Genomic DNA, 23229 nt, shown 5'->3' on the forward strand with positions numbered 1-23229 from the left:
GCGGCTGGTGGTCCGCTATGAATATCATGCCGCCAACTATCTCGGCTTCGTCCACCTCGGCTGTATCCTCATCTTGCTCCGCCACTATTTTTGAGACCGCTTCTAGATATGTCCGGGGGAACAAAGAAATCGTAAATCGGGAGGGGCTCGGAGCGAACAAAGAATGATTTTGCCTTAGAATGTCTCTCTAAAATCCTCTCTAAATAGGTACGATATGTCCGAGTGAGCTGGGCACGGACGGCGTTCTTGGCGGCCTTCATTCTTGAAGAGACAGGATTGATGAGCCTGTCGATATTAGAGTTGAGAAATTCTACTATGAGTCTGTTTGGGTCGAGTTCGTCACTCATCATATCTCCTACATTTCAAAAACCAGATCTCAGGTGCTGCGCACCGCATTACGCCGAGAACTGGAGCTTGACGTCACACGCGGCTACCACTTTGGCGAGCGTGTCCAGCCGGGGCTGGTGTCGGCCAGCTCTGGCATATCTCATAATCGCACACGACCTTTCAGCTCATAGGGAGTGAGGATCGGTACGGAAAACAGCAGGGCCAGGGCCAGCAGGTCCTGGTCACCCGTTACCAGGGCATCAGCGTGGCTCACTAGGGCCAGTTCGAGAAAAGGACGGTCGAACGGGTCACGACACGCCGGGACGGCCGGAGGTTCTGAGACGCTGACCGTCTCGCACCAGGGCAGATAGTCGGCCAACAGCTCCTCTCGCTCGTCGGCGGTCAGCTGGAACTTGGGGTAAGACAGCACCCGGATCAATTCCGCTGTCGTATCACGGCTGGCCAGGGGCACGACGGCTTGCGCCTGCCACGCGTCGCGGAGCCAGGACACCGTCCCTGCCGGGAACAACAAGGCCGACACCAGGACGTTGGTATCGAGCACCAACCGCCGGAAGGTCATTGAGCTTGGCGTGCCCACGCGACGGCTTCGGTCACATCCGTTTCGGATAAGCCCAGCTCGGCCAGCTTCGCCCGCACGGCCGTGGCGCGGGTGAGCCGCACGGGGGTCAGCACGAGCCGCCCATTTTCCTGGGTGACATCGAAGTACTCCGTCCCCTGGAAGGCGGAGAGCAGCGCTTTCGGCAGGGTGAGTTGGTTCTTGGAAGTCAATTTGGCAAGCATAGAGACATCTTCCTTATTCTGTTGTAAGGAAACAAGGATAAGGAATATCCTTTCTCGGAGCAAGGGCAGGGGCACGGTGCCCGTGGGGAGCCTGTTCCGAGGCCGCTTGAGCATGGATGATAAACATTGTTATACACCTTGCCCTCCCCCAAGGTTGCCAGATCGCGCGTTAGTCGGACACAGCGGGCGGCGCGGCCGAGACGCGGCGTAGGAAAATCAGGGACTTCCAGCGCCAAACATGCTATACTCGGCTGAACGATTTGAGGCAAAAAAGCGGGGGAGCCGAAGATTGTTCAGAAAGGCGGGCCTGTCATAGCTGTGACCACTCCAACGGAACTCCGTAGCGTCTACCGCGCGCCGGCCGCACGGGCGACCCAGAAAGTGTTGGACCACTTGGACGTCCACTGTCAGCACTTCATCGCCCTGTCCCCCTTGTGTATCCTCAGCTCTACAGAGGCGGACGGGTGCGCCGATGCCTCGCCCCGGGGCGATCCCCCGGGCTTTGTGCAAGTGCTGGACGAGAAGACGCTCCTCCTGCCGGATCGCCCGGGCAACAATCAGGTGGATTCGCTCCAGAACATCGTCGCCAACCCGGGCGTGGGATTGTTGTTCTTGGTCCCCGGGATGAACGAGACGCTGCGGGTGAAGGGGAGGGCGGAGATTGTGACCGATCCGGCGCTGCTCAGCCCCCTGACCGTGAATCGGAAAGCCCCGCTCTCCGGGCTGCGGATCACCGTGGAGACAGCCTTCCTGCATTGCGGTCGGGCGCTGATTCGCTCCCGCCTCTGGGACCCGGCGGTCCAGATTGAGCGTTCCAGCTACCCTACCTACGGCCAAGTGCTCGCTGACCAGATCCAGGGAGCCGATGCCCGGGAGATCGACCAATCCGAGGCAGAAGCCAACCGGCATCGCCTCTACTGAGACGACGGTCTGCCTGGCGCAAACATGACAGAAACGATCTCCCTGCCGATCTGGGTCGTGGCGGTGGCCGGTGCCCTGGTCCTGTGGGTGGTGCTCGACCGCCTGCTTGTGCCCAGCACCCGCTGGCTGTTCCGCCGGCGCGCCAGTCGGGTGATCGACGAACTCAATACCCGCCTCTCCCTGCAAATTCCGCTGTTCCAACGGACCAAACGCCAAGTGCTGATTGATCGCCTGACATCCGACCCCGCGGTGCTGGAGGCGGTCGAGACCAAGGCGCAGCAGTCCGAGCGGCCGCGCGCCGTCCTGATTGGCGAGGTCGCGCGCTATGCGCGGGAGATTGTCCCGTCGTTCAACGTCTACATCTATTTCCGCCTCGGCTCTGCCCTCGCCAGGCGCCTGCTGCAAGTGCTCTATCGCGTCCGCCTCGGCTCTGCCGACGACGCAGCGCTGGCCCGCATCGCGCCCAACGCGAGCGTCGTGTTTGTGATGAACCACCGCAGTAATGCGGATTACCTCCTCGTTGCCTACCTGGCCGCCAATCGCGCCGCCTTAAGCTATGCGGTGGGCGAATGGGCGCGGACTTGGCCCTTGCAGTCCTTGATTAAATCGCTCGGCGGGTTCTTCGTGCGGCGGGACTCCGAGAATCCACTCTACCGCCGCGTGTTGGCGCGCTACGTGCAGATGGCGACCGCCGGCGGTGTCGTGCAGGCGTTCTACCCCGAAGGCCGCTTTACCCGTGACGGGTATCTTGGCCCACCCCGGCTCGGCCTCCTCAGCTACATGGTCTCGGCGTTCGACCCCCAGGGCGAGCGCGACCTGGTGTTCATCCCGGTGGGGATCAATTACGACCGGGTGCTGGAAGATCGTACCCTGGTGCGCGAACTCGATCCAACGGCCTTGCCCCGCAGCCGGACGGACACAGTCGTCACCTTTCTGCGGTTTCTCGGCCACAATGTGAAGCTGCTGCTGGCGTGGCGCTGGTATCGCTTCGGGTATGCCTGCGTCACCTTTGGGTCGCCGCTTTCCCTGCGCGCCTATACCGCACGCACCCAGACCGATTTTCGCCGGTTGGACGCCGCGTCGCGGTTTGCGGCCATCGAGCGGCTGGGCCGCGAAGTGTTCGCCGCTATTGCCGCAGCCGTCCCGGTCGTGCCGGTGCCGCTCATCGCAACCGTGTTTCTCCACCATCCCCACACCGCCCTGAGCGCCCTCGAAATCAAGGCGCACGCCCAGGCCCTGATCACCACCCTTGAACAGCACGGAGCCTATGTCCATATCCCGCGGGCCGACCACGACTATGCGACCACCGTGGGATTGCGGATGCTGGTCCTGCGGCATGTGGTGGAGGAAGCGGACGGGCTGTACCGCGTGTGCGATGCCGAGCTCGACCTGCTACGTTACTACGCCAACTCGATCGCGCACTTCCTGCCCGATCCGTGAAGGCTCCAGGCGCAGGTCCTGCTCCTGTCTTTTAAAACGAGCGTTTGATGGGACAGCCCACGCCGGCCCGGACCAGGGGCCCCAAAGGCGGAAATCTGTTCTATTTACCCGTCTCACAAATCTGTGTACCATCTACCCAATGACACGGCAGAAAAATGGGACGGCGGCGGGGCGGACGGTCGGCTATGCCCGGGTCAGTACGCTGGAGCAGGACCTGCGCTCAAGGCCCAGGGCTGCCAGGACGAGCTGATCTTTGTGGATAAGGCGTCGGGAGCCAAGGCGGACCGGCCCGGGCTGACGCAATGTCTGGAGACCTTGCAGGCCGGGGATCTCTTGCTGGTCTGGCGGCTGGATCGCTTGGGGCGGTCGATGGCGCACCTGGTGACGCTGGTGGAGGCGTTGCAGGAGCGGGGCATCGGCTTTCGGTCGGTCTGCGACGGGGCGATTGATACGACGACGGCCTCGGGCGAGCTGGTGTTCAATATCTTCTCGGCCCTGGCGCAGTTTGAACGGCGGCGGATTCAGGAACGGACGCGGGCCGGGCTGACGGCCGCCCGGGCCCGGGGTCGGCTCGGCGGGCGGCCGGCGCTGGACCCGCAGGATGCCCGGGTGCAGATGGCCAAGGCGCTCTATCAGGACGGCACGCATGAGGTGGGGGCGATTTGCCAGACCTTGCATATCTCCCGCTCGACCTTGTATCGGTATCTAGCCCTCCCGGATGGCTAGTCGGTGCCGCCCGGAGGGAAGCCCGGTCCGGCCGCCCTGCCGGCGGGGAGCTGTCATGCAGAAACCCACACCCCTGAAAGTAAAAATGAACAACGCGGCGCGGGACGTGCGGCGCGGGTATCCCCTGGATTGGCCCATTCGGTCCTGGTTTGTACGCGTCGTGCAGGCCAGGAATCGGTGTGAGCGGTGCGGCGCCCGTAATCATCAGCCCCACCCGGACACAGGCAGCCATGTCGTTCTGCCGACGGCGCACGTCTACGACCGCGTGCCAGCGGCGGCGTCCCTGCTCAACCTTGCCGCGCTGTGCCAGCGCTGCCACCTGAACCATGACCGGGCGCAGCACCTCCAAAGCCGGCGCGCCAACCGAGACCGGGCCAATGGGCAGCTCAGCCTCTTCGCCGCCGCCCCCTCCCCCGGGTTGATCCCGAAACGACGAGGTCACGCTTGATGAGATCGAGAAAATCCACATGGAGCGGCCCAGGGCTGCGCTGCGCTGCGCCCTCCCCCCTCCCTGCGCGCCGCGTGCCCGCCCGTCCCTGTAGAGTAGGCCCTGCGGGCCGTTGTCTGATCCCAGGCGGCGCGCAGGTCGGGGGACCGGATGCAGGCAAGGCCCCGCACACTCTTTTGGATGCCTTCCTGCCTGGCTCCCCTCAGTCTAGTAAAAAGAATCCAAACTCAAGGGTGAAGGCTCCGCCCAGCGGCGGACCGCTGCCCTTGACTTGGGAGCCTCTTTTTTTGCTGGCCGGGTGAGCCAATCTTGTCCGGAAGGAAGCCGGTATGGAACAGGAAATCCTCGCTACGTGGGCACAGGTCGCGGCAACGCTCGTGGTGGGCGCGGGCCAGCTGGTAATGATTGGCTTCGGCTTGCGTCAGATGAGGCTGAGCGGAGAACGGCGTGACCGCCAGCTTGACGCCATGGAAACCGCCCAGCGCGATCAGTCGGAACGCCAGGGCGAAGCGCTGGGCAAAATCGGCCAGGCCCTCGACCGCCAAGGCGAAGTGCTGGCCGAGCTGTTGCGGCGCTCCACTCCCGCCTAGCCTCTCAGCCCCCGGCCGGGCGGGGCAAGGCCCGGCAAGGAAGCGCCCCGATGCAGACCAAGACCGTGAAGCTCAAAACGAACGCCGGCGGCGGCGTGTCCCTCGCGCACCCGGCCATGCACCCCGGCGACTACACAGATCAGGGCGCGTTTGTGGTAGCCATTGAGCGTGTGCCCACCCTTCTCTGTCCCCCGGGTTGTCGCGTTGCTCCGTTGCCCCCTCCCCACGCGCCGCTCACCCGTCCGCCCTGTGGGGTTGGCCTTCGGCCGCTATTTTCAGATCCCAGGCGGCGCACGGATCAACCAGTTACGTCGAACGCCAGAACCTCAGTATGCGGATGGGAATGCGGCGTTTTGCCCGGCTCACCAATGCGTTCTCCAAAAAGGTTGAACATCACAACTACATGGTGGCGCTGTACTTTTTGTACGACAATTTTTGCCGGCTCCACACGACCCTGCGGGTGACGCCCGCTATGGCGGCCGGTATCGACTGCACCTTGCATGATGTGGGGTGGATCGTGGACCTGATTGAGGCTCGGCGGCCTGAGCCGGGGCCACGGGGGCCGCACAAAAAGCGGGGTCAAATTTCAAACGGATACACTACCCCGCGCCGGGGGGACTTGACAGGGTGGGGAACAGCCCATAGTCTCGCCGACTTTATCGCACCCCGCGCCGCAAGATGCGATACAGCCGGCGTGGCAATTGATAGGAATATGACGTGCGCTGTTTGCTAGTCCTGCTACTGAGCCTGCTGAGCGTGTCTGGCTGCCTGACTGCGGCCGATGAGGAAGTCCTCGAACGCCTGAACAGTCTGGGCGAGTCCAAAGGCCAGATTTTTCCCGACCGCGAGGACTATTACGGGGTGTTTGTCCTCGACGAGCAGAATGCCTGGGCGGTCGGCAACCGGGGCGTTATTCTTCACATTTCCGATGCCGGTGAGACCTTCGCCCAGCTGAACAGCGGCGTTGAGCGGGCCATCTATGACGTGGATTTTGCCGATGCCCAGAGCGGGGTGGCGATCGGCCAGGACGGCCTGATCCTCAAAACCGACGACGGTGGCCAGACCTGGAAACAGATTCCGCTCGCCCTGCCGCTCGAGGACTGGCAGGCCGCCCAGCCGCATATGTTCGCCCTCAGCCGAGGGGCGAGTCCCAACCATATCTGGGCCGTCGGGCCGGTCGGCGCCATCATTCATTCCGACGACGGCGGCGAAACCTGGCAGAATCAGTCGCTGGGACGCGATGTGACGCTGAACGGCGTCTCGTTTGCCAGCGATACCGAAGGCTGGATTGCCGGCGAGTTTGGAACCATCCTGCGCACCTCGGACGGCGGACACACCTGGCAGGAGCAAAAGAACGTGCTGAACCTGCCCAGATACACCCGCCCCGACCTGAGCGAGGAGGACGCCATCGCCCAACGCGTGCCCCGGCTGTATCTGGAAGACCTGTTTCTGATTGACGTGGCCTTCCGCAATCCGACCGAAGGCTATGTCTCCGGCGAGAGCGGCATCCTGTTGCACACCGTCGACGCGGGCGAGACCTGGACGCGGATTCCGAGCGGGAGTTTCAATACCCTGTTGTCCGTCCTGCCGGCCGCAAGCGACCAGGCGGCCGATATGGCGACCGGCATCCTGGGCACCCTGGCGCGCGAGGAGAACGGCAACTGGCGGCTCCTCGAAGACGTGCGGACCCATGTCTTGACCTGGATTCGGGACGCCAGCATTGCCCGGGGGGGCGGCTTCGGGCTGGCGTGCGGCGGAAAAGGCACGATTCTCGTCACCACCGATGGGGGGAAAGAGTGGAAAAAGACGGCCAGTGAACGGCTGGCCCGCCTGTTTCAAAGCTAGAGCGTTCAACAATCCTCGCCAGTTCTCATCCCCACCCCCCCGACGCTTCCCGTTTCCAGCTTTGTCATTGGCCCTGAGGAGGTAATCTATGTCCGGCCCAGCTCCGACCGAAAAGAAGGGGACGGCTGATCGCATTGTCGAAGCCTATATCGGCTTCCTGTGGCGCCACCGGGTCGCCTATCTCGTGCTCCTGGCGCTCGTCACCGGTGTGTGGCTCTACCAGGCGCGCAAGGTGGAGATGTACAGCCAGTTCGCTGACCTGCTGCCGCAGGGCCACGACTACATCCAGGCCTACAACCAGCACCGCGAAATTTTTGGCGGGGCCAATATCGTCACTGCGGTCCTGCAGGTCAAAGACGGCGACATCTTCAATACCGATACGCTGGAGAAAGTCCGTCTGGTGACCGATCAACTCGACCAGGTCGAGGGTGTCGATCACAACCAGGTCGCCTCCATCTCCCATGTCAAAATCCGCAATATCCGCACCCTGCCGGGCGGCATGGTACGCTCTTATCCGGTCCTGCCGGTCGATATCCCGACCGACCCCGAAGAGCTGGAGACGCTCAAGTTCGAGATGTTCAATAACGACATCGTGATGAACAAATACGTCTCCGAGGACGGCAAGGCCGCGCTGGTGTTTGCCGGCTTCAACGAAGACCGCCTGGATTATCGGGAGATTCAGCGGGCGATTACCGATATCCGCCAAGAGGTCGAAGACGACAACACGTTCCTGTACGTCGCCGGCGAGCCCGCCCTCAAGGGCTGGGTGTGGTACTTCACCGGCGAGCTGTTCATGATTTTTTCCTTCACCGGGCTGTGTGTCCTGATCGCGCTGATCGTCTACTTCCGGCGCGCCTACGGGGTGCTCGTCCCGCTGATCGGGGCGGCGATTCAGACGATCTGGGGCCTGGGCTGGGTCGGCTGGTGGGGCTTTAATCTGGACCCGCTGATCCTGGTCATTCCGCTCCTGATTACCGCCCGCTCGATCAGCCACGCCGTCCAGATGGTCGAGCGCTACTTTGAGGCTCTGGAGGAGAGCAAGGACCAGCAAAAGGCCGCCTATACCTGTCTGCAGGATCTCTTCCTGCCCGGCGTGACCGGCGTGATCAGCGATGCCGGCGGGATTCTGGTCCTGTCGGTGGCCACCATTCCCCTGATCGAGAAGCTGGCCTACTACGGCAGCTTCTGGGCCTTTGCCAATATCTTCTGCATCACCCATACCATGCCCATCTTCCTGTCCTACTTTCCCACGCCAAAAAACACCCAGCACTTCGTGCCCCGCTGGATGGAAGTCACCCTGGAGAAGGTCGGTCAGCTGGCCACCGGCCCGATCAGTCGCTGGGTGATCCTGGGCGTGTCCGCCGTCACCATCGTGTTCGGCGTGCGCACCGCGATCACCGTCCCGATCGGTGAGCAGGAGGCCGGCTCCCCGCTGCTGTGGCAGGACGCCCACTACAACGTCTCGGCCCGGACCATCAATGAGCGCTTTGCCGGGGCCAACCAGCTGGTCATCTATCTGGAGGGCGAGCGCGAGCATATCCTCAAGGAGCCTTACGTGCTGGCCACGATCGAGGAGATGCGCCGCTACATGCTGGAACAGGACGAGGCCGGCGACTCCCGCGAGCTGTACACCCTGGCCCGGGGGCTGAACCGTCTGTACCACTACAACGACCCGCGTTGGCAGGTCATTCCGCCCGACCTGGCCACGACCGGCAACCTGATTTTCGTGTACGAGGCCTCGGCCCCGATTTCCGGCGTCATCCTGGAATACACCGACCTGGTCTACAAAAACGGCCAGTTCGTGGTGTTCTACAAGGACGTTAAGGGCGACACGGTCCGCGAAGCCATTGCCCGGGCCAAGAAGTTCATTGCCGAACACCCGCTCGAGGGGGTGACCATGCGCCTGGCCGGCGGCTTCATCGGCACGACCGCAGCCCTGAACGAAGAAATTGACCGGTCGGAGAAACAGGCCGCCCTGCTGGTCATTCTCACCGTCTTTACCCTGGTCCTGCTCAGCTACGGTTCGCTGGTGGCTGCGGTCATGGTCATGGCCGCCCTGATTGCGGCCGGTGTGGCCAGCTACATGTACGTGTCGTTCATGGGCATCGGCATCAACATCAACTCGCTGCCGGTGACTGCGGTTGGCATGGGCATCGGGGTGGACTATATTCTGTACGTGGTGGACCGGGTGCGGCGGGAAATCCCCCGCGCCGGGGGCAACCGCCAGCAGGGCATCAAGCGTACCATCTCGACGACCGGCATGGCGGTCACGTTTACCGCCACGACCATGATTGCGGGCGTGATCCCGTGGTATTTTCTGTCGAGCCTGCGGTTTTCGGCGGAAATGGCGCTGCTGCTGGCCATTCTGCTGGTGACCCACTGGCTGTCGGCCCTGACCATGGTCCCGGCCATGATTGCCGCTTTTAAGCCCAAGTTTGCCGGCGGTGCGCCCGAGAAAGTCGCTGAGGAGCAGGCCGAGCCGGGCCTCAGCGCCCAGGCGCCCCAACCTGCGGATTAGCATAACGAAGCGTCCGCACGCCGCCGGGGGGAAAGGCGCGGGCGCGTGTCTGTTGAGCATCAGCCCGAGAGGGAAGGAGGAGTTTCATGCAAGGAGCCAGTTGGCGGAGGATGTCCACGCTGTGGGCAAGCCTCGTTGTGACGGGGATGTGTGTCGTGTTGGCGACATCTCCGGCCTGGGGACAGAGAGAAGAGGGACTGATTCCCAGTCTCCAGGATATGGCCATCCACGGCTACGTGGATAATTTCTCGATTTTGCGCAGCGATACGTTCAAGTCGGACTATCACGTTGCGTCCTCGCGCTACCGGGCCAGCGTGCAGCTGGCCGGCTCGCTGCGGGTGCTGCGGGACTATTTCAAGCGCTTCGAGTATTTCATCGAGCTGCGCCCGGAGTACGAGTCGATCTACGATATCAGCGACCGCTTCGGCAACGGCCGGGACAGCGATTCGATTGCGGTCTCGGGCCGGGTCCAGCCGGTACGGGCCAACAACGGACTGCTGGAAGCGTTCGGCTACAACCCGCGCAATTTCGCCGAGTTCTGGCCGCACTCCAACGCGATCTTTCCGTATAATCTCAAGCCCGGCTCGCGCTATAACGTGCCGGGCCGGCGGCGGGATCTGGACTCCAGAGACGCCTATTTCGGTCTGGATCAGAGCCAGAACGACCTGCGTTTCGGCATGCTGCGGGATACCAACTTCGATCTGTACTATCCCGTCCGCGAGGCCTACTTCGACTTTTTCTGGGACGCCTTCGGTGGGCGGAACTGGCTGCGCATCGGCAAACAGCAGCATGTGTGGGGCAAGGCCGACTTCTTCCGCCTGCAAGACATCGTCAACCCGGTCAACTTTGGCGACCACTTCTTTATCGACCTGTTTGACGATACCCGCATCCCGCTGTGGTCGATTCTGCTGGAGCATCGCTTTGGCACAATCGGTCCCTTCCGCGACGTGGCCGGCAGCATCGTGTGGGTGTTTGACCGCTATACCTCGCTCGGTTTCGGCCACTCGGCCCAGCCCTGGTCGATCGGCTTCGGCCGCACCCTGGACGCCTTTGCCTTTGGCAACGATCTGTTCGGCCAGGCGCTGTTCCCCGGTCGGGACGATGTCAACATGGCCCTGCACCGCAACGCCGCGCCAGCCTGGAACCTCAAGAACTCGGGTATCGGCATGCGCTGGGAGGCGACCCTCGGCAACTTCCGCCTCCAGTTGACCGACTGGTTCGCCTTTCAGGACGTGGCCGCCTTTGGCTGGGACCGGATCAACGTGCTGACCGGTATCGAGGGCTGTACGGTGGACAGCGCCGGCAACTCGATTTTTCCCGAGCCGGGCGGCGTGGGCGGCGAGGACGTCATGTCAGCCTTCGGCCCGGCCCGGATCGCCGTCAAGCCGCGCCAGATCCGCATGCGCGACGCCGCCATCGTGGCCGACGTGAAGAGCAAGTACAAGCGCGCCCGCTACGCCAACCTGTGCGGCCTGGGCGGCTCGCTGGCGGCCCGCTACCGCAAGCAGAACACCCTGGGCCTGTCGGTCGACTGGTTTGAGCCCAACACCGGCCTGGTGTTCCGCACCGAAACCTCGTGGACGGCCAACGCCCTGGTGACGGATACCACCAAGTCCGACCTGTTTGCCGATACCAACATCTACCGCTGGGTGCTGGGTATTGACCGCCCGACCTTTATCCGTTTCCTCAACCCGACCCGGAGTTTCTTCCTGAGCATGCAGGCCTTTGGCACGCATCTGCCGGATGTCAACGCCGGCCGTTTCGGCAACCCCAACGGGGCGCGGGACAACTTCATCTTCACCTTCTTCGTCCAGAACCAGTATTTCAGGGATCAGCTGGTCTATCTGCTGTTCGGCGCTTTCGGGACGACCGGGGTGGACGGCACGCTGGGCGGCAACGCCGAGTATCTGATCACCAACCACTGGTCGGTCCAGTTCGGCGTCACCGCCTTTCTGGGCACAACCCGGGAGCACGACCTGACGACCTTTGCCCGCTTTACGACCGACGGCCGGCCGTTCAGCGAAAGCGGTTTCGGCATCGGGCACATGCAGGCCGGCGGCTCGGAACGCAACCAGATGAACGAGTTCTGGGGCCGGCTACGCTACCGGTTCTAGCAAGAGGACACGTGTCACCCCTTCTGGTCCGGCGGCTTGACTGTCGGGCCAAAAGGGCAAGAATAGAAACACTCAGACCCAAGGAGGATGTATGCGGCGACTCGCACTCGCATCGGTATTTGTCGCTTGCGGTATGCTGTTCGGGCAGGCTGCGGCCGTGGCCCAGGATGACCCGACGACTTACACGCGGGAGAGCTTCAGCCAGTGGCTGGCGGCATCCAAGGATGCCAAACCCGACTTCAAACCGGGTGATGTCCTGAGCCACGCCGACCTGGAACGAATCCGGCCGTTTCTGTTTCCCGGCTACTTTGAGCAGTACCAGAAATGGGCCGACGTGCAGTTCGAGATTGTGGAGACCAACCACGTCACCCCCCACCAGCTGGTGCTTGACTGCAACGAAAAGTTCCAGCAACAGGTGAGCCTGGCCGAGGACGGCGCCCTGGAAAACTATGTATGCGGCTATCCCTTCTCCAACGAGGATATCACCGAGGACGACCCCCAGGCCGGGCTGAAGGTCGCCTGGAACTATGACAAACGCTGGTACTGGCGCGGCTACTTCGTCAATAACGCGCTGACGACCTGGCTGCGTTTTGGCGGCGAGCACACCGCGCCCGAACCCGAGCAGCCGCCCGAGGGCTGGCGGGGCGACGAGTACCCGATCAAGCCCGAGGACTGGCAGTACGATACGGAGAAGATCTACGGCGGCGGCGGGCGCTTTGAGCGCAGCCTGGGCACCTTCTACCACCGCGCCTACTACTCGCATCTGCCCATGTATCCAGAGAGCAACTACCAGCTGCCGAACGTCTCCGACGCCGGCGAGGTGTACTGGAAGGAGTTCACCGGCTTCTTCTCGCCCTACGACGTGCGGGGCACGGCCTTCATTGTGGCGCGCTACGACGACCCGCGGCGGGGCGACGACGGCTGGGCCTATGTGCCGAGCCTGCGCCGTGTGCGGCGCATTTCGGCCGAGGTCAAGTCCGACTCGCTGATGGGCACCGAGCATACCCTGGAAGACTTCTACGGCTTCTCCGGCCGTCCGCTGGAGTGGAACTGGAGCTTCCTGGGCTGGAAAGACATGATTGCGGTCCATATCAAGACCAAGTGGGACGACGACGGGGTGCGCTACGGCGGTCCTGACGGCTGGCTTAACGACGACGTGTGGCAGATCCGCCGCATGGCGATTGTCGAGCGCACGCCCAAGGATCCCCGTCACCCGTATTCGAGCGCGATTCAGGTCATTGATGCCGAAACCTGGGAGACTTGGCTGCATATCGCCTTCGACCGCAAGGGCAAGCTGTGGAAGGTGTGGCAGTGGGGCTATGCCTGGAGTGACGACGCCAAGCGCTACACCGACATGAACCACGGGCGTTCCGCCGTGCACTGGAAGAACGTTGACACGGTCGATATCCAGAACGGCCGGGGCAACCTGTGGCGCGAGTACGGCGGCGGTCTGCCCGACTTCTCGGTCGATTTCATCAGCCGCCTGTATGACCTGAACCGTCTGACCGAGCTGCACCGCTAGGCCCGAGGGGGGAGGCTCCCCCCTCATGGCACGGCGTTCGGTCCCGGCTCTCAGTCTGAAGAGGAACGATCATGACGCTTTCCAAAACGCTTTCAGTGTCCCGGGTGCTGACCGTGTGGCTGGCGGCAGTCCTGCTGGGTGCGGGCTGGGGCACCCCGGCCGCGCTGTCGGCCGAGCCCGACCCGGCCGTGTATTACGGCTGGCTGGACGCCTACCAGAACCCGGGCGCTGCGACTCCCCCGGTCCCGCTTCCGGACACCCTGCCGGCTGACCAGCAGGTGCCCGACTCCGCTGCGGCCGGGTCCGAAGAGCCGCTCGTCGCTCAGGCTGAGGCCGGCCAGGGTCTGAAGAGGAAACGTGTCAACTTCCTCAGAGCCGATGGAAGACACGTTTCCTCTTTGGGATGTTATTATCACCGTTCCTACTACTCGCATCTGCCCCTGTTCCAGGACGGTGCCTACACGCTGCCCGGCTCGCTCGACGTTGCCGAGCCGTATCAACAGCTCTCGCGCCAGGCGATTTCTTCACCCGCAGGCCCCTGAGCGGAGCAGCATGCCATGTGGCTGAGACGCGGCCTCGTCGTCCTGCTGAGTGTCGCCTGCTGTCTCACCGCGCCGCGCGCCTGGGCCGAGGAGAGGGTCGCCCCCGATGGGCCTGCCTCCGAGCTTGAGGAACTGGCCGCTCAGGCCGCCCAGCTCCACGCCGCAGGGCGCTATGCCGAGGCCCTGGGACCGGCCCGGCAGCTCTTGCGGCTGACCGAACAGCGCGCCGGCCCGGACCATCCCCTTGTGTCCCAGAGCCTGAACAACCTGGCACTCCTGCTCCAGAAGGCGGGTCAGCCCGGCGAGGCACGTCCACTGCTCGTGCGCGCCCTGCGGATTGATGAACACCATCTTGGGCCCGCCCACCCGGGCATCGTCCGCAGCCTGACCAACCTCGCGCTCGTGCTCCAGGATCTGGAGCGCTACGCCGAGGCGCGGCCGCACCTGGTTCGCAGCCGGGACATCACCCACGACGCGCTCGGGGCCGAGCATCCGGCGCTGGCCGTGAGCCTGGAGAATCTGGCCCAACTCGACGAAGAGCAGGGCCGCTACGACCAGGCTCTGGCCCAGCTCGAACAGGCCGCCGCCATCCAGGAACGGGCGCTCGGGTCTGAGCACCCGGCGCTGGCCCTGAGTCTGGTCAAGCAGGCCCAGGTGTTGCGGCGCCTCGGCGCCCAGGCGCGCGCCCGTCCCCTGCTTGAGCGAGCCCTGGCGATCCAGCGCAAGACCTACGGCGCGCAGCACCTGGGCGTTGCGACAACGCTGACCGCGCTGGGTCTGGTGCTGAAAGAAACGGGCGAGTTCGGCCAGGCTCAGGAAGTCCAGCGCCGCGCCCTGCGCATCCGCGAGGCCGCCCTCGGTCCCCACCACCCGGACGTGGCCGAGAGCCTGAACAACCTGGGTTCGGCGCTATACCAAACCGGACAATTCGCCCACGCCCGGCCCCTGTTTGTGCGGGCCGAACAGATCTATGCAGCGGTGTACGGTCCGTCGCACCCGATGCTGGCCACCAGTCTGAGCAACCTGGCCTCCCTGCTGTATCAGATTCAGGATTATAGTGGGGCCAAAAAAGCCTATGAGCGAGTCATTGCCATCCAGGAAGACAGCCTCGGCCACGACCACCCGAGCCTGGCCATGAGTCTCAACAATCTGGCCCTGGTGCTGCGCGAAGAAGGCCGTCTGGAACCGGTCCGTCCCCTGTACGAACGGGCGCTCCAGATCACCCGAACGGCCTACGGTCCCGACCATCCCAACCTGGCGGTGAGTCTCAACAACCTGGCCTCGCTGCTCCACCAGCAGGGCGAGTACGATGCGGCGCGTCCGCTGTTTGCGCGTTCGGTGTCGATCATGCAAAAGGCGCTGGGCGCCGACCACCCGAATGTCGCCACCAGTCTCAACCAGTTTGCCCTGCTGCTGAAAGACGCCGGCGAGTTTGCCGCCTCGCAAGAGCAGTATGAACGCGCCTTTGCCATAGAAAAGCGCGCCCTCGGTCCAGGCCAGCGACAGGTCGCGGTCAGCCTCAACAACTTGACCACCACCATGAGCGGGCTGGCCGACCTGTTGCACCGGACCCGGCGCTACGACGCCTTGCTGCCCCTGTATGCCGAAACTTTTGCCGTGCTCGAAGCGGCGCTGGGCGCCGAGCACCCCAATCTGGCCGCCCACCTCGAGACGCTCGGCGCCGCGTATGCCGAGCAGGAAAAATGGTCGGACGCCGAGCCCTACTACCGGCGGGCCCTCCACCTGCGGGAGCGGGCCGACGATCCCGGCCTGACGGACACGCTGCTGGCATTATCCCGGGTGTATGACAAGATGGACAGGACCGAGGATGCGCAAGAGCTGCGGGGGCGGGTGGCCCGGCTGGGTCCTGCGGATGAGAGGTAGACATGGCGGCACAAGACCTGATCCGGCTGTGGGAACAGCATGTGAGGGGCGAGTTTATCGACAAGGATGAAGACCTGTCCCTGGCGACGATGACCGAGGATGCCAGCGTGCTGCACATTCCGAGCCAGTCGGGCGCCAGCGGCAAAGCTGCGCTGAAGCCCTACTACCGGGATATGTTCATCCCGTCGATTCCGGATCAGTGGCAGCACACCACCACCAAGCGGGTAGTGACCGACGATACGCTGGTTGAGGAGGCGACGGTGCGGCTGGTCCACACCAGGCAGATGGACTGGTTTCTGCCCGGTCTGCCCCCGACCCGCAAACCCATCGAGGTGGGCTTGGTGATTATTGTCGAGTATCGGGACGGGAAAATGGCTGCGGAGCGGATCTACTGGGATCAGGCTGCGGTGCTGCGCCAGATTGGCCGGCTGTAGCGTGGGCCGTGTCTGCACTTGATCGCGCTGATCCGTGCGCCATGGATGTGGATACACAGGATTGGCAAGGAGGACTGTATGGCTGTATTCGACGCCGCCTGGATGGAGGGCTGGAAGACCCTGGTGAACCAGGACTCTGTCATCACGATTATTGGCAAGCACCTGACCGCCGAGGTGTTGTTCGCCTTTGGCGACACCACCTATGTTGTCTCGTATGTTGGCGGGCGCATTGTCCGGATTGACGACCAGCTCGGTCCTGAGTCGACCTATGCGTTTGCCCTGCGCGGTCCGGCCCAGACCTGGGAGAAGTTTGTCCAGCCGATTCCGCCCCCGATGTATAACGATATCTGGGCGATGGCCCACCCCCTGCACGGGCGGTTGCAGATTGAGGGCGATGTCAAAGTGATGTGGCAGAACCTGCGGGCGTTTACCTGGACGCTCGACTTCATGCGCAGGGTCAACGAAGCGGGAGGCATCTGAGATGGCGCACATCGAACCGATTACCGGCCGGTATATTCATGTCCCGTATGCGGGCGAAGACTACCGGGTATTTTACGAAGAAGCCGGCCAGGGCATTCCGCTGGTGTGTCTGCATACGGCCGGAACCGACTCGCGCGAGTGGCGCCACCAGCTGTGCGACGCCGATATCAACGGCAGCTTTCGGGTCATCGCCCTCGACCTGCCCCGCCACGGAAAATCCATCCCGCCCAGCGGCTGGTGGAAGGAAGAGTATCGCCTGACGGCCACGTTCTACTCCGAGTTTGTGATGGCCTTCTGTCGGGAGCTGGGGCTGGAGCGGCCCGTCGTCATGGGCAGTTCGATGGGCGGCAATATCTGTCTGCATCTGGCGCTCAATTTTGAGCAGGACGTGCGCGCCCTGATCGCCATCGAAGCCTGCGACTATTCGCCCGGTTGGTGGCTGGACTGGCTGTCCAACCCCCACATGCACGGCGGGGAGGTGTCGGCGACCTCGGTCTACGGGTTGATGGCGCCCCACAGCCCCGAGGAGTACCGGCGCGAGACGTGGTGGTATTACGCGCAGAGCGGTCCGGGTATCTTCAAGGGCGATTTATACTTCTACAGTGTGGATCACGATTTTCGGAATCTGGTCGACCGGATCTCCGGTCGGGTGCCGCTATACTTCATGACCGGGGTGTATGACTTTGCCTGTACCCCGGAAATGACCGAACACACGGCCCGCAAGGTCAAAGGCTCAGAGTGTATTATCATGGAAGAAATCGGCCATTTCCCGATGTGTGAAAACCCGGTGACGTTCAAGCGCTACCTGATGCCGGTGCTGGCCAAGATCCGCGAAACCCGCTAGGACCCTGACTCAGAGGAGGATCGCATATGAAATTCAATCTATTCCTGCTGCCGACCATCCCGGCCACATTTGAAGAGCGTGAAAAACTGCGGCCGATCGGTCGCAATAACGACAAGTATCAGGAGCTGCTGAAAGAGGTCCGGGAAATTGCCCAGATGGCCGAAGACCTGGGCTTTGATGCGCTGTCAACCACCGAGCACCATTTTCACTCCGAGGGTTATGAATCCTCGATTGCGCCGCTGCTGCTGTACACCGATCTGGCCGCCCGGACCGAGCGTATCAAGTTCGCCTCGCTGGGCCTGGTCCTGCCGACCTGGGACCCGATCCGGGTGGCGGAAGAGATTGCGGTGCTGGATCACCTGACCAAGGGCCGCTTTGTGGCCGGCTTTGCCCGCGGCTATCAGGATCGCTGGACGAACGTCCTCGGCCAGCACTACCACGTGACCGGCGCGCCCATGGACGGCTCCGAGGTCGATGCCCACAACCGGGCGGTTTTTGAAGAGGTCTTCAAGATCATGAAGATGGCCTGGACCCAGGAGTCGATCCGCTTCAAAACCAAGTACTATGAGGTCCCGGCGCCGTACGAGCAGGGCATCCAGCGCTGGCCGGTGGCCAAAAACTGGACCGCCAAATACGGGGCCGAGGGCGAGGTGGATGAGAACGGGACGGTCCAGCGCATCTGCGTCGTGCCCAAACCCTACACCCAGCCCCACCCGCCGATCTGGCAGCCGTTCTCGGTCAGTGAGAAAACGATCCGCTGGTGCGCGACCGAGAGTATCGTGCCCTGGATCCTGATCGCCCATCCACCGTCGTTCCGCGAGCTGTGCGAAGCCTACCGTGAGGAGGCGGCCAAAGCCGGCCGCCAGCTGGCGCTCGGCGAGAGTGTCGGCGCCTTTCGCTCGATCCACCTCGGCGATTCCTACACCCAGGCCTACTCCTTGGGCGCGGAGTGTCAGGGCGCCGGCTTCATCGAGTATTTCTCGGGCTTCGGATTTTTTGAGGCGTATCGCTTTCCGGGCGAAACCACCCCGGTGCCGAATACCTTTGAGCGCATGGTCGAGAGCAAGTACGCCCTGGTCGGCACCACCGACGACATCAAACGTGAACTCGAAGCCCTGCAAAAGAACAGCAATGTGGAGTGGTTCGGCTGGTTCTTCGACCAGGGCCTGATGCCCTGGGACGAGACCAAGCGCCAGCTTGAGACCTTTGGCAAGGAAGTCCTGCCCGAGTTTAAGGACTAGCTCCGCCTGGGGAGGACGAGGACAAAGGGAAACGTAATAAGCGCTGATTCTCAATGAGATCACGTTTCCTTTTGAAGGACACGGCCGCAGCGCTGACGCCGCAAAACGCCCGTAGCTGGGGGAAAATTCTGCTCGGCTTGGGCGCAGTGGTCGGTCTGCTGCTCATCGGCCGCCAGGTCGGCGGCGTGGTGCCACAGTTCGCCGCCTGGGTCACCACCCTCGGCTGGTGGGGCCCGCTGGTGTTCATTGTCGGCTATGCCCTGGCCGTGGTAGCTCTGGTGCCCGGCTCGCTGCTGACCCTGACGGCCGGCGCGGTCTTCGGGCTGGGCCAGGGCGTGGCGTATGTGTTCGTGGCGGCCGTCCTCGGCTCGTCGGCCGCCTTTCTGATCGCCCGCTATGTCGCCCGCTCTGCGGTTGAGCGCCGCCTGGCCAATAACCCGCGCTTTGCCGCGCTGGATACCGCACTCGGCGAGCAGGGCTGGAAAATCGTCTTGCTACTGCGCCTGTCGCCGGTCTTTCCCTTCACCATGTTGAACTACAGTCTGGGGCTGACCAAGGTCCGTTTCGGCGACTATTTCCTCGCCTCGGTCGGTATGCTGCCCGGCACCCTGCTGTACGTCTACTCCGGCAAGCTGGCCGGAGATGTGGCCAGCCTGGCCGGCGGGGCTACGGTGGAGAGGGGGCTGGCCTACTACCTGGTGCTGGGCCTGGGGCTGGCGGCAACGCTCGGGGTGACCACGTTGGTGACCCGCATGGCGCGGCGTTCCCTCAGCCAGATCACCGGCGAGTAAGCCTGCCTGGCCATGTGTTGAGAGAACCGTAGACAGAGCCGGGTCAGGCCATTTGCAGAAGGTCTTGCTCCCCACACGGGTCAATCTCTACCGTAATCTTGCGGACCCTGACCTCGGGCACCTTGCGACGGCCATTGCCGGGCTTCATGGCAACGAGTCCTGCCGCTTCCAGCTTGGCCAGCGTGCGACTGAGATTGGGCTGGGCGCGTCCGGTCCATTCCCTCAATTCAGTCATGGACTCGGGTTTGCGGTCACGGATCAGTGACAGAAGCCGGCGGTTCTCCGGGGTGAGCAAACGCACCAAAGCCTGGACGGAATTGAAGCTGGGTTGGGCCGCATCCGCGGGAGCTGGTTTCTGTCCGCGTGCCACTGCTTTCATCTCGTCGTGCAATTCCTGCAAGCTCTGAATCCTGTACGTCGTCATGAGTCTTCCTCCTCTACCGCGATGACTGTCGTTCCCACGCCACGCTCCTGCAACACCCGTTCGACCTCGGAAAAGAAGTCATCAAGCAGGGTTTCCACATTGACGAACGGGTAGGGACGGCCCGCGTCGTCCTCTGTACGATGCCAATGGTCACGGGTGCGAGGGCGTGTCTTGTAGCGCGAACCCGTTGCTGCCACGCCGTGAGCGTTGTCGAAACCGATGAGCCGCTTGCCCGAGGGCGCGTGCAAAGTGAAGGAATAAGACAGGCCATGCGGGCGCTCTTTACTCAGCTTGACGCGCTTGATCTCGAATTTGATCCAGTAGCCCTCTTCAAGGTGATGAATGCGCCCGTCGAAGGCTAACAGGAATTCGAGCGCATACTCGGGGACTGAGCTATCCATATCATATCCAGACAAGATATTATTCTTATGCCGTCAGTTGTCAACAATCCCGCCTCTCTCAAGAGCACTCCCGAGGCAAAGAGAACCGGTCAGGCTGGTCAAGCCGGCTGTGAAGTCAGGGCCCGGTAGACCGGGGCGCGAGTCTCGGCCAGGCGCACAATGAGCGCTGCGGCTTCCTCGGGGCCGTTGTGACGGCGCAGGGTGTGCTGCATCTTCCGTGCCTGGAGGGTGAAGGAATCCTGGCTGAGCAGCGTGCGGATGGCGCGGGTGAGCCGGGCGGTGGTGAGCAGGCGTCGGTCCAGGCGCAGACCGGCCCCGGCGTCCACGCAGCGCTGGGTATTGTCGGGCTGGTCCGCGCCAAGCGGGATGCACAGCAGCGGAATCCCGTGGGACAGCGCCGTCATCACGGTGTTCACCCCGCCGTGGGAAATAATCAGAGCCGGCCGGGTTTTCAGCTCGGTTTGCAGGGCGGTCTGCGGAATATAGGCCTCAACGCGCACATTTGGCGGAACCGCCGAGAAAAGCTCGGGCGGACACCCCGGACCGGTGACCACCAGCCCCAGGACATCGAGCTGACCGAGGGCGCGGATGATTTTGCGGAAGACGCCAAGCCGCGTATTAAAAACGGTTCCCAGAGTGACATACACGAGCGGCTTGTTGGCCGGCAGCTGCCCAAACCAGTCCGGCGCCTGCCAGTCAACCGGCCGGTCCCAGACCGTTGGGCCAACATAATGCACCTGCGGCGACAGGTCGGGCCGGTTGTAGTCATATTCCCGGCTACAGGTGTGGATGAGCAGGAAGGGCGCCAGGACGTGCGGAGACAGCGGGTCGGCATGAGGAGGGAGACCGAGCTGCCGGCGATAGCGACTCAGGGCACGGCGCCACGGCGCCATCAGTGCCGTGGCGATGCGAATCGCGCCCCTGAGTCCGATCCGATAGGGCAGACGCAAGGCCGGGGGGAGGGTCTCGACGCGCGGAAAGCCGGCCGGCGGGGCGTGCAGACTCGGCGTCATGAAGTGGGTCATGGGGCTCAGCACGGCCCACGGCAGGGCCTGCTGCTCGCAAAAAAGCTGAGCGGCAAAGGTCAGCGGCCCGGCCACAACAACGCTGGGTTGGAAGTCCTGGGCAATCCGCCGCAGTTCTGGGATACGGCTGGGGACTGAGGCCATGAAGATGCGCAAAAAGTCGTAGCTCACGCGCAGATAATGCAGGCGCAGATACCGAATGAGCGGAAAAAACTCTTCCAGACGTTCTTCGGAGTAGTGTGGACCGAGGGGATAGAAGGGCAGGCCCTCGCGCTCGATACGCTCCTGATACAGCCGGCTGGTCGCCAGGGCAACGGCGTGGCCCCCGGCCTGGAGGGTGCGCATCACCGGCAGCAGGGGATGGACGTGGCCCATGCCCGGCTCGGTGACAAACAGGACACGCTGGCGTGACGCGGCAGATTGGGAGTGCAGGGACGCCATGGCTGCTTCATCCCTATCACGCCGGTCGCGGCGCTACACCTATGCGCGATGAGCCTGGAGACGTTCTCTCCGAGTTGACAAACGAGACGAGAGCGCCTTAAACGGAGGACAGGAGCACACCGGACATGACCGAGTATGAAATTGCTGCCCTGAACTTGGCCTACTGGCAGATGATCGCCGTCTTTCTGCAAGCCAGTCTTGGCTTTGTCATTGGCGTGGTGCAGTGCGGCTTGATTTATGTCGGCCTGCGTCGCATGGGCCAAGCCTCCGACGAACGCAAGAGCCAGCACGAAGAAACGATGGAAGCGATGCAGACCCAGCACCAAGAGACCATGCGCGCCTTGGAGGTTCAGCACGAAGCCTTGCGGGAACTCATCACCCGGACGGCTAAGTGACTCTCATCGTCGCTCCGGAGGAAGAGCATGTCGGATTACGCTCCGCTAGTCCGACCTACTGCTTGACCGCTAAGGGTGCGGTCATCTTCTCGTACAAGCCGAACAGATGCCCCACACGCTCGCGTTCAGAGGCGAAGCCATCGGACCGGTAGAGGCGGTCTACGGCCCGGTTGAGGGCGTGATGAGCCTTGCGCAGCCTGGGCGGCATCAGGTTAGGGGCGTACAGGTCAGCCAGGGTTGCGCCAGGGGGAGCGACGCGGGCGCGGATTTCGTTCCAGGACAGGCGCATTTATAGAAGAGCGAAGACGATTTTTAAGGCGTGGTCAATTGCCGTCATGAGTGGCGCTTCGAGGGTGCCTCGGACTCGGACCAAGCGAGAACGATAGTCTATACGATGTGTGATGTCGTCAGCTTCCGAGTGTCTTCGTCTTCTGTGTAGACCTCTGAGTAGAGGTCCGCAGACTCCCGTAAACGTTGCTGGGCGAATTCTTCGCGTAAACGATCAAGCGCCATCCGAACAACGGTACTTTTGTCCTTGAAGCCATACGAGCGGCATTCATCGAGAAATTGCAGGTGCGATTCTTCGATGCTGAATTTTGCTTGGACCATAGTGACCTCTCTCAGAAGTTACTCTTGAGGATATATGCACCCTACTCCTCGTCAGGCATGTGCTCAATCACCGCTGCGGCTTCTGCCACGGCGCCGTTGGCGATCAGGGCCACGGCCAGCAGCCGCAGGCCGCGCGGGGTGGCCTGGAGCTGGCAGGCGGCTCGCGCCCAGGCCAGGGCTTGGGCCGCCCGGTCTCCGGCGCACAGGGCCTGACGGGCCTGCTCGCGTAGCTGCCAGGCTTTTGCCGCCAGGCGCATGAGCGGGGCCAGATCGGTTCCGCACCGGGCGCACACGGCCGTCTCTCGCCACGCCGCCCGGCAGGTCGGACAACGCGATTCAAATGACGAACGAGGAATGATGAACGAGGAACGGTCCATCCGATTGATGCTGCTAGGGCGTGTCATCAGTTAGGGAGAAGCCGTGAGAATTGCCTACCCTGATGAGCTATACTGTTCGCGGTAGCCAA

The 23229-nt window shown here is 63.0% G+C and carries 23 protein-coding genes and 1 pseudogene; 16 read left to right on the forward strand and 8 right to left on the reverse strand.

What is annotated here, in order from left to right:
- Positions 1-487: 487 nt before the first annotated feature.
- Both J4F42_13560 and J4F42_13565 read right to left on the reverse strand, forming a co-directional pair.
- On the reverse strand, positions 488-907 hold the full coding sequence (locus J4F42_13560) for a putative toxin-antitoxin system toxin component, PIN family (protein MCE2486537.1): 420 nt from the start codon (positions 905-907) through the stop codon (positions 488-490).
- Positions 904-1128 (reverse strand): AbrB/MazE/SpoVT family DNA-binding domain-containing protein, encoded by a 225-nt coding sequence (locus J4F42_13565; protein ID MCE2486538.1) that lies wholly within the window; start codon positions 1126-1128, stop codon positions 904-906. Before J4F42_13565 ends, J4F42_13560 begins: the two co-directional genes overlap by 4 nt.
- 318 nt (positions 1129-1446) lie before the next feature.
- Between J4F42_13565 and J4F42_13570 the strand changes: the two genes are divergently transcribed.
- The 15 genes and pseudogenes from J4F42_13570 (at position 1447) to J4F42_13640 (ending at position 19468) form a co-directional block, all read left to right on the forward strand.
- Positions 1447-2049: a pyridoxamine 5'-phosphate oxidase family protein gene (locus J4F42_13570; protein ID MCE2486539.1), complete on the forward strand. Its 603-nt coding sequence runs from the start codon at positions 1447-1449 to the stop codon at positions 2047-2049.
- Positions 2050-2073: 24 nt separating this feature from the next.
- Complete coding sequence (locus J4F42_13575; protein ID MCE2486540.1) at positions 2074-3489, forward strand: 1-acyl-sn-glycerol-3-phosphate acyltransferase; 1416 nt, start codon at positions 2074-2076, stop codon at positions 3487-3489.
- Positions 3490-3628: 139 nt separating this feature from the next.
- Positions 3629-4215: pseudogene (locus tag J4F42_13580) on the forward strand (recombinase family protein).
- 777 nt (positions 4216-4992) lie between these two features.
- Positions 4993-5253: a hypothetical protein gene (locus tag J4F42_13585; protein MCE2486541.1), complete on the forward strand. Its 261-nt coding sequence runs from the start codon at positions 4993-4995 to the stop codon at positions 5251-5253.
- 717 nt (positions 5254-5970) lie between these two features.
- Positions 5971-7098, forward strand: coding sequence for a hypothetical protein (locus J4F42_13590; protein MCE2486542.1), 1128 nt, complete (start codon positions 5971-5973; stop codon positions 7096-7098).
- An 88-nt stretch (positions 7099-7186) separates the two neighbouring features.
- Entirely contained in the window at positions 7187-9616 is a 2430-nt protein-coding gene (locus J4F42_13595) for an MMPL family transporter (GenBank protein ID MCE2486543.1), read from the forward strand.
- 86 nt (positions 9617-9702) lie between these two features.
- Entirely contained in the window at positions 9703-11730 is a 2028-nt protein-coding gene (locus J4F42_13600) for a hypothetical protein (protein MCE2486544.1), read from the forward strand.
- 91 nt (positions 11731-11821) lie between these two features.
- On the forward strand, positions 11822-13252 hold the full coding sequence (locus tag J4F42_13605) for a DUF1329 domain-containing protein (protein MCE2486545.1): 1431 nt from the start codon (positions 11822-11824) through the stop codon (positions 13250-13252).
- A gap of 71 nt (positions 13253-13323) precedes the next feature.
- A complete protein-coding gene (locus J4F42_13610) occupies positions 13324-13794 on the forward strand; it encodes a hypothetical protein (protein ID MCE2486546.1) in 471 nt (156 codons plus the stop codon).
- Positions 13795-13809: 15 nt separating this feature from the next.
- The gene (locus J4F42_13615) at positions 13810-15678 is read left to right on the forward strand and encodes a tetratricopeptide repeat protein (protein ID MCE2486547.1); all 1869 of its coding nucleotides are present in this window, start codon (positions 13810-13812) and stop codon (positions 15676-15678) included.
- A 2-nt stretch (positions 15679-15680) separates the two neighbouring features.
- Positions 15681-16112 carry an ester cyclase gene (locus tag J4F42_13620; protein ID MCE2486548.1) on the forward strand — a complete coding sequence of 144 codons (432 nt, stop codon included), beginning with the start codon at positions 15681-15683 and terminating at the stop codon, positions 16110-16112.
- Between the two features lie 78 nt (positions 16113-16190).
- Complete coding sequence (locus J4F42_13625; GenBank protein ID MCE2486549.1) at positions 16191-16592, forward strand: hypothetical protein; 402 nt, start codon at positions 16191-16193, stop codon at positions 16590-16592.
- Between the two features lies 1 nt (position 16593).
- Positions 16594-17436, forward strand: a complete 843-nt coding sequence (locus J4F42_13630; protein ID MCE2486550.1) for an alpha/beta hydrolase — start codon at positions 16594-16596, stop codon at positions 17434-17436.
- 26 nt (positions 17437-17462) lie between these two features.
- The gene (locus J4F42_13635; GenBank protein MCE2486551.1) at positions 17463-18677 is read left to right on the forward strand and encodes an LLM class flavin-dependent oxidoreductase; all 1215 of its coding nucleotides are present in this window, start codon (positions 17463-17465) and stop codon (positions 18675-18677) included.
- Positions 18678-18730: 53 nt separating this feature from the next.
- Positions 18731-19468 carry a TVP38/TMEM64 family protein gene (locus tag J4F42_13640; GenBank protein ID MCE2486552.1) on the forward strand — a complete coding sequence of 246 codons (738 nt, stop codon included), beginning with the start codon at positions 18731-18733 and terminating at the stop codon, positions 19466-19468.
- A gap of 43 nt (positions 19469-19511) precedes the next feature.
- Here J4F42_13640 and J4F42_13645 read toward each other — a convergent pair whose 3' ends face one another.
- From J4F42_13645 to J4F42_13655, 3 genes are all read right to left on the reverse strand, one after another.
- Entirely contained in the window at positions 19512-19892 is a 381-nt protein-coding gene (locus J4F42_13645) for a MarR family transcriptional regulator (GenBank protein MCE2486553.1), read from the reverse strand.
- The gene (locus J4F42_13650; protein MCE2486554.1) at positions 19889-20293 is read right to left on the reverse strand and encodes a hypothetical protein; all 405 of its coding nucleotides are present in this window, start codon (positions 20291-20293) and stop codon (positions 19889-19891) included. The genes J4F42_13645 and J4F42_13650 overlap by 4 nt, the downstream gene beginning before the upstream one ends.
- A 98-nt stretch (positions 20294-20391) precedes the next feature.
- On the reverse strand, positions 20392-21759 hold the full coding sequence (locus J4F42_13655) for a glycosyltransferase family 1 protein (protein MCE2486555.1): 1368 nt from the start codon (positions 21757-21759) through the stop codon (positions 20392-20394).
- A 125-nt stretch (positions 21760-21884) separates the two neighbouring features.
- On the opposite strand from J4F42_13655, the gene J4F42_13660 reads away from it, so the two are divergent.
- Positions 21885-22154 (forward strand): hypothetical protein, encoded by a 270-nt coding sequence (locus J4F42_13660; GenBank protein ID MCE2486556.1) that lies wholly within the window; start codon positions 21885-21887, stop codon positions 22152-22154.
- 55 nt (positions 22155-22209) lie between these two features.
- Here the strand turns inward: J4F42_13660 and J4F42_13665 are convergent, their stop codons facing one another.
- From J4F42_13665 to J4F42_13675, 3 genes are all read right to left on the reverse strand, one after another.
- Entirely contained in the window at positions 22210-22443 is a 234-nt protein-coding gene (locus J4F42_13665) for a hypothetical protein (GenBank protein ID MCE2486557.1), read from the reverse strand.
- A gap of 98 nt (positions 22444-22541) precedes the next feature.
- Positions 22542-22763, reverse strand: coding sequence for a hypothetical protein (locus J4F42_13670; protein ID MCE2486558.1), 222 nt, complete (start codon positions 22761-22763; stop codon positions 22542-22544).
- A gap of 41 nt (positions 22764-22804) precedes the next feature.
- Positions 22805-23056, reverse strand: coding sequence for a hypothetical protein (locus tag J4F42_13675; protein MCE2486559.1), 252 nt, complete (start codon positions 23054-23056; stop codon positions 22805-22807).
- Between the last annotated feature and the right edge of the window lie 173 nt (positions 23057-23229).

The sequence above is a fragment of the Desulfurellaceae bacterium genome, from assembly GCA_021296095.1.
GTDB lineage: Bacteria > Desulfobacterota > Binatia > Bin18 > Bin18 > JAAXHF01.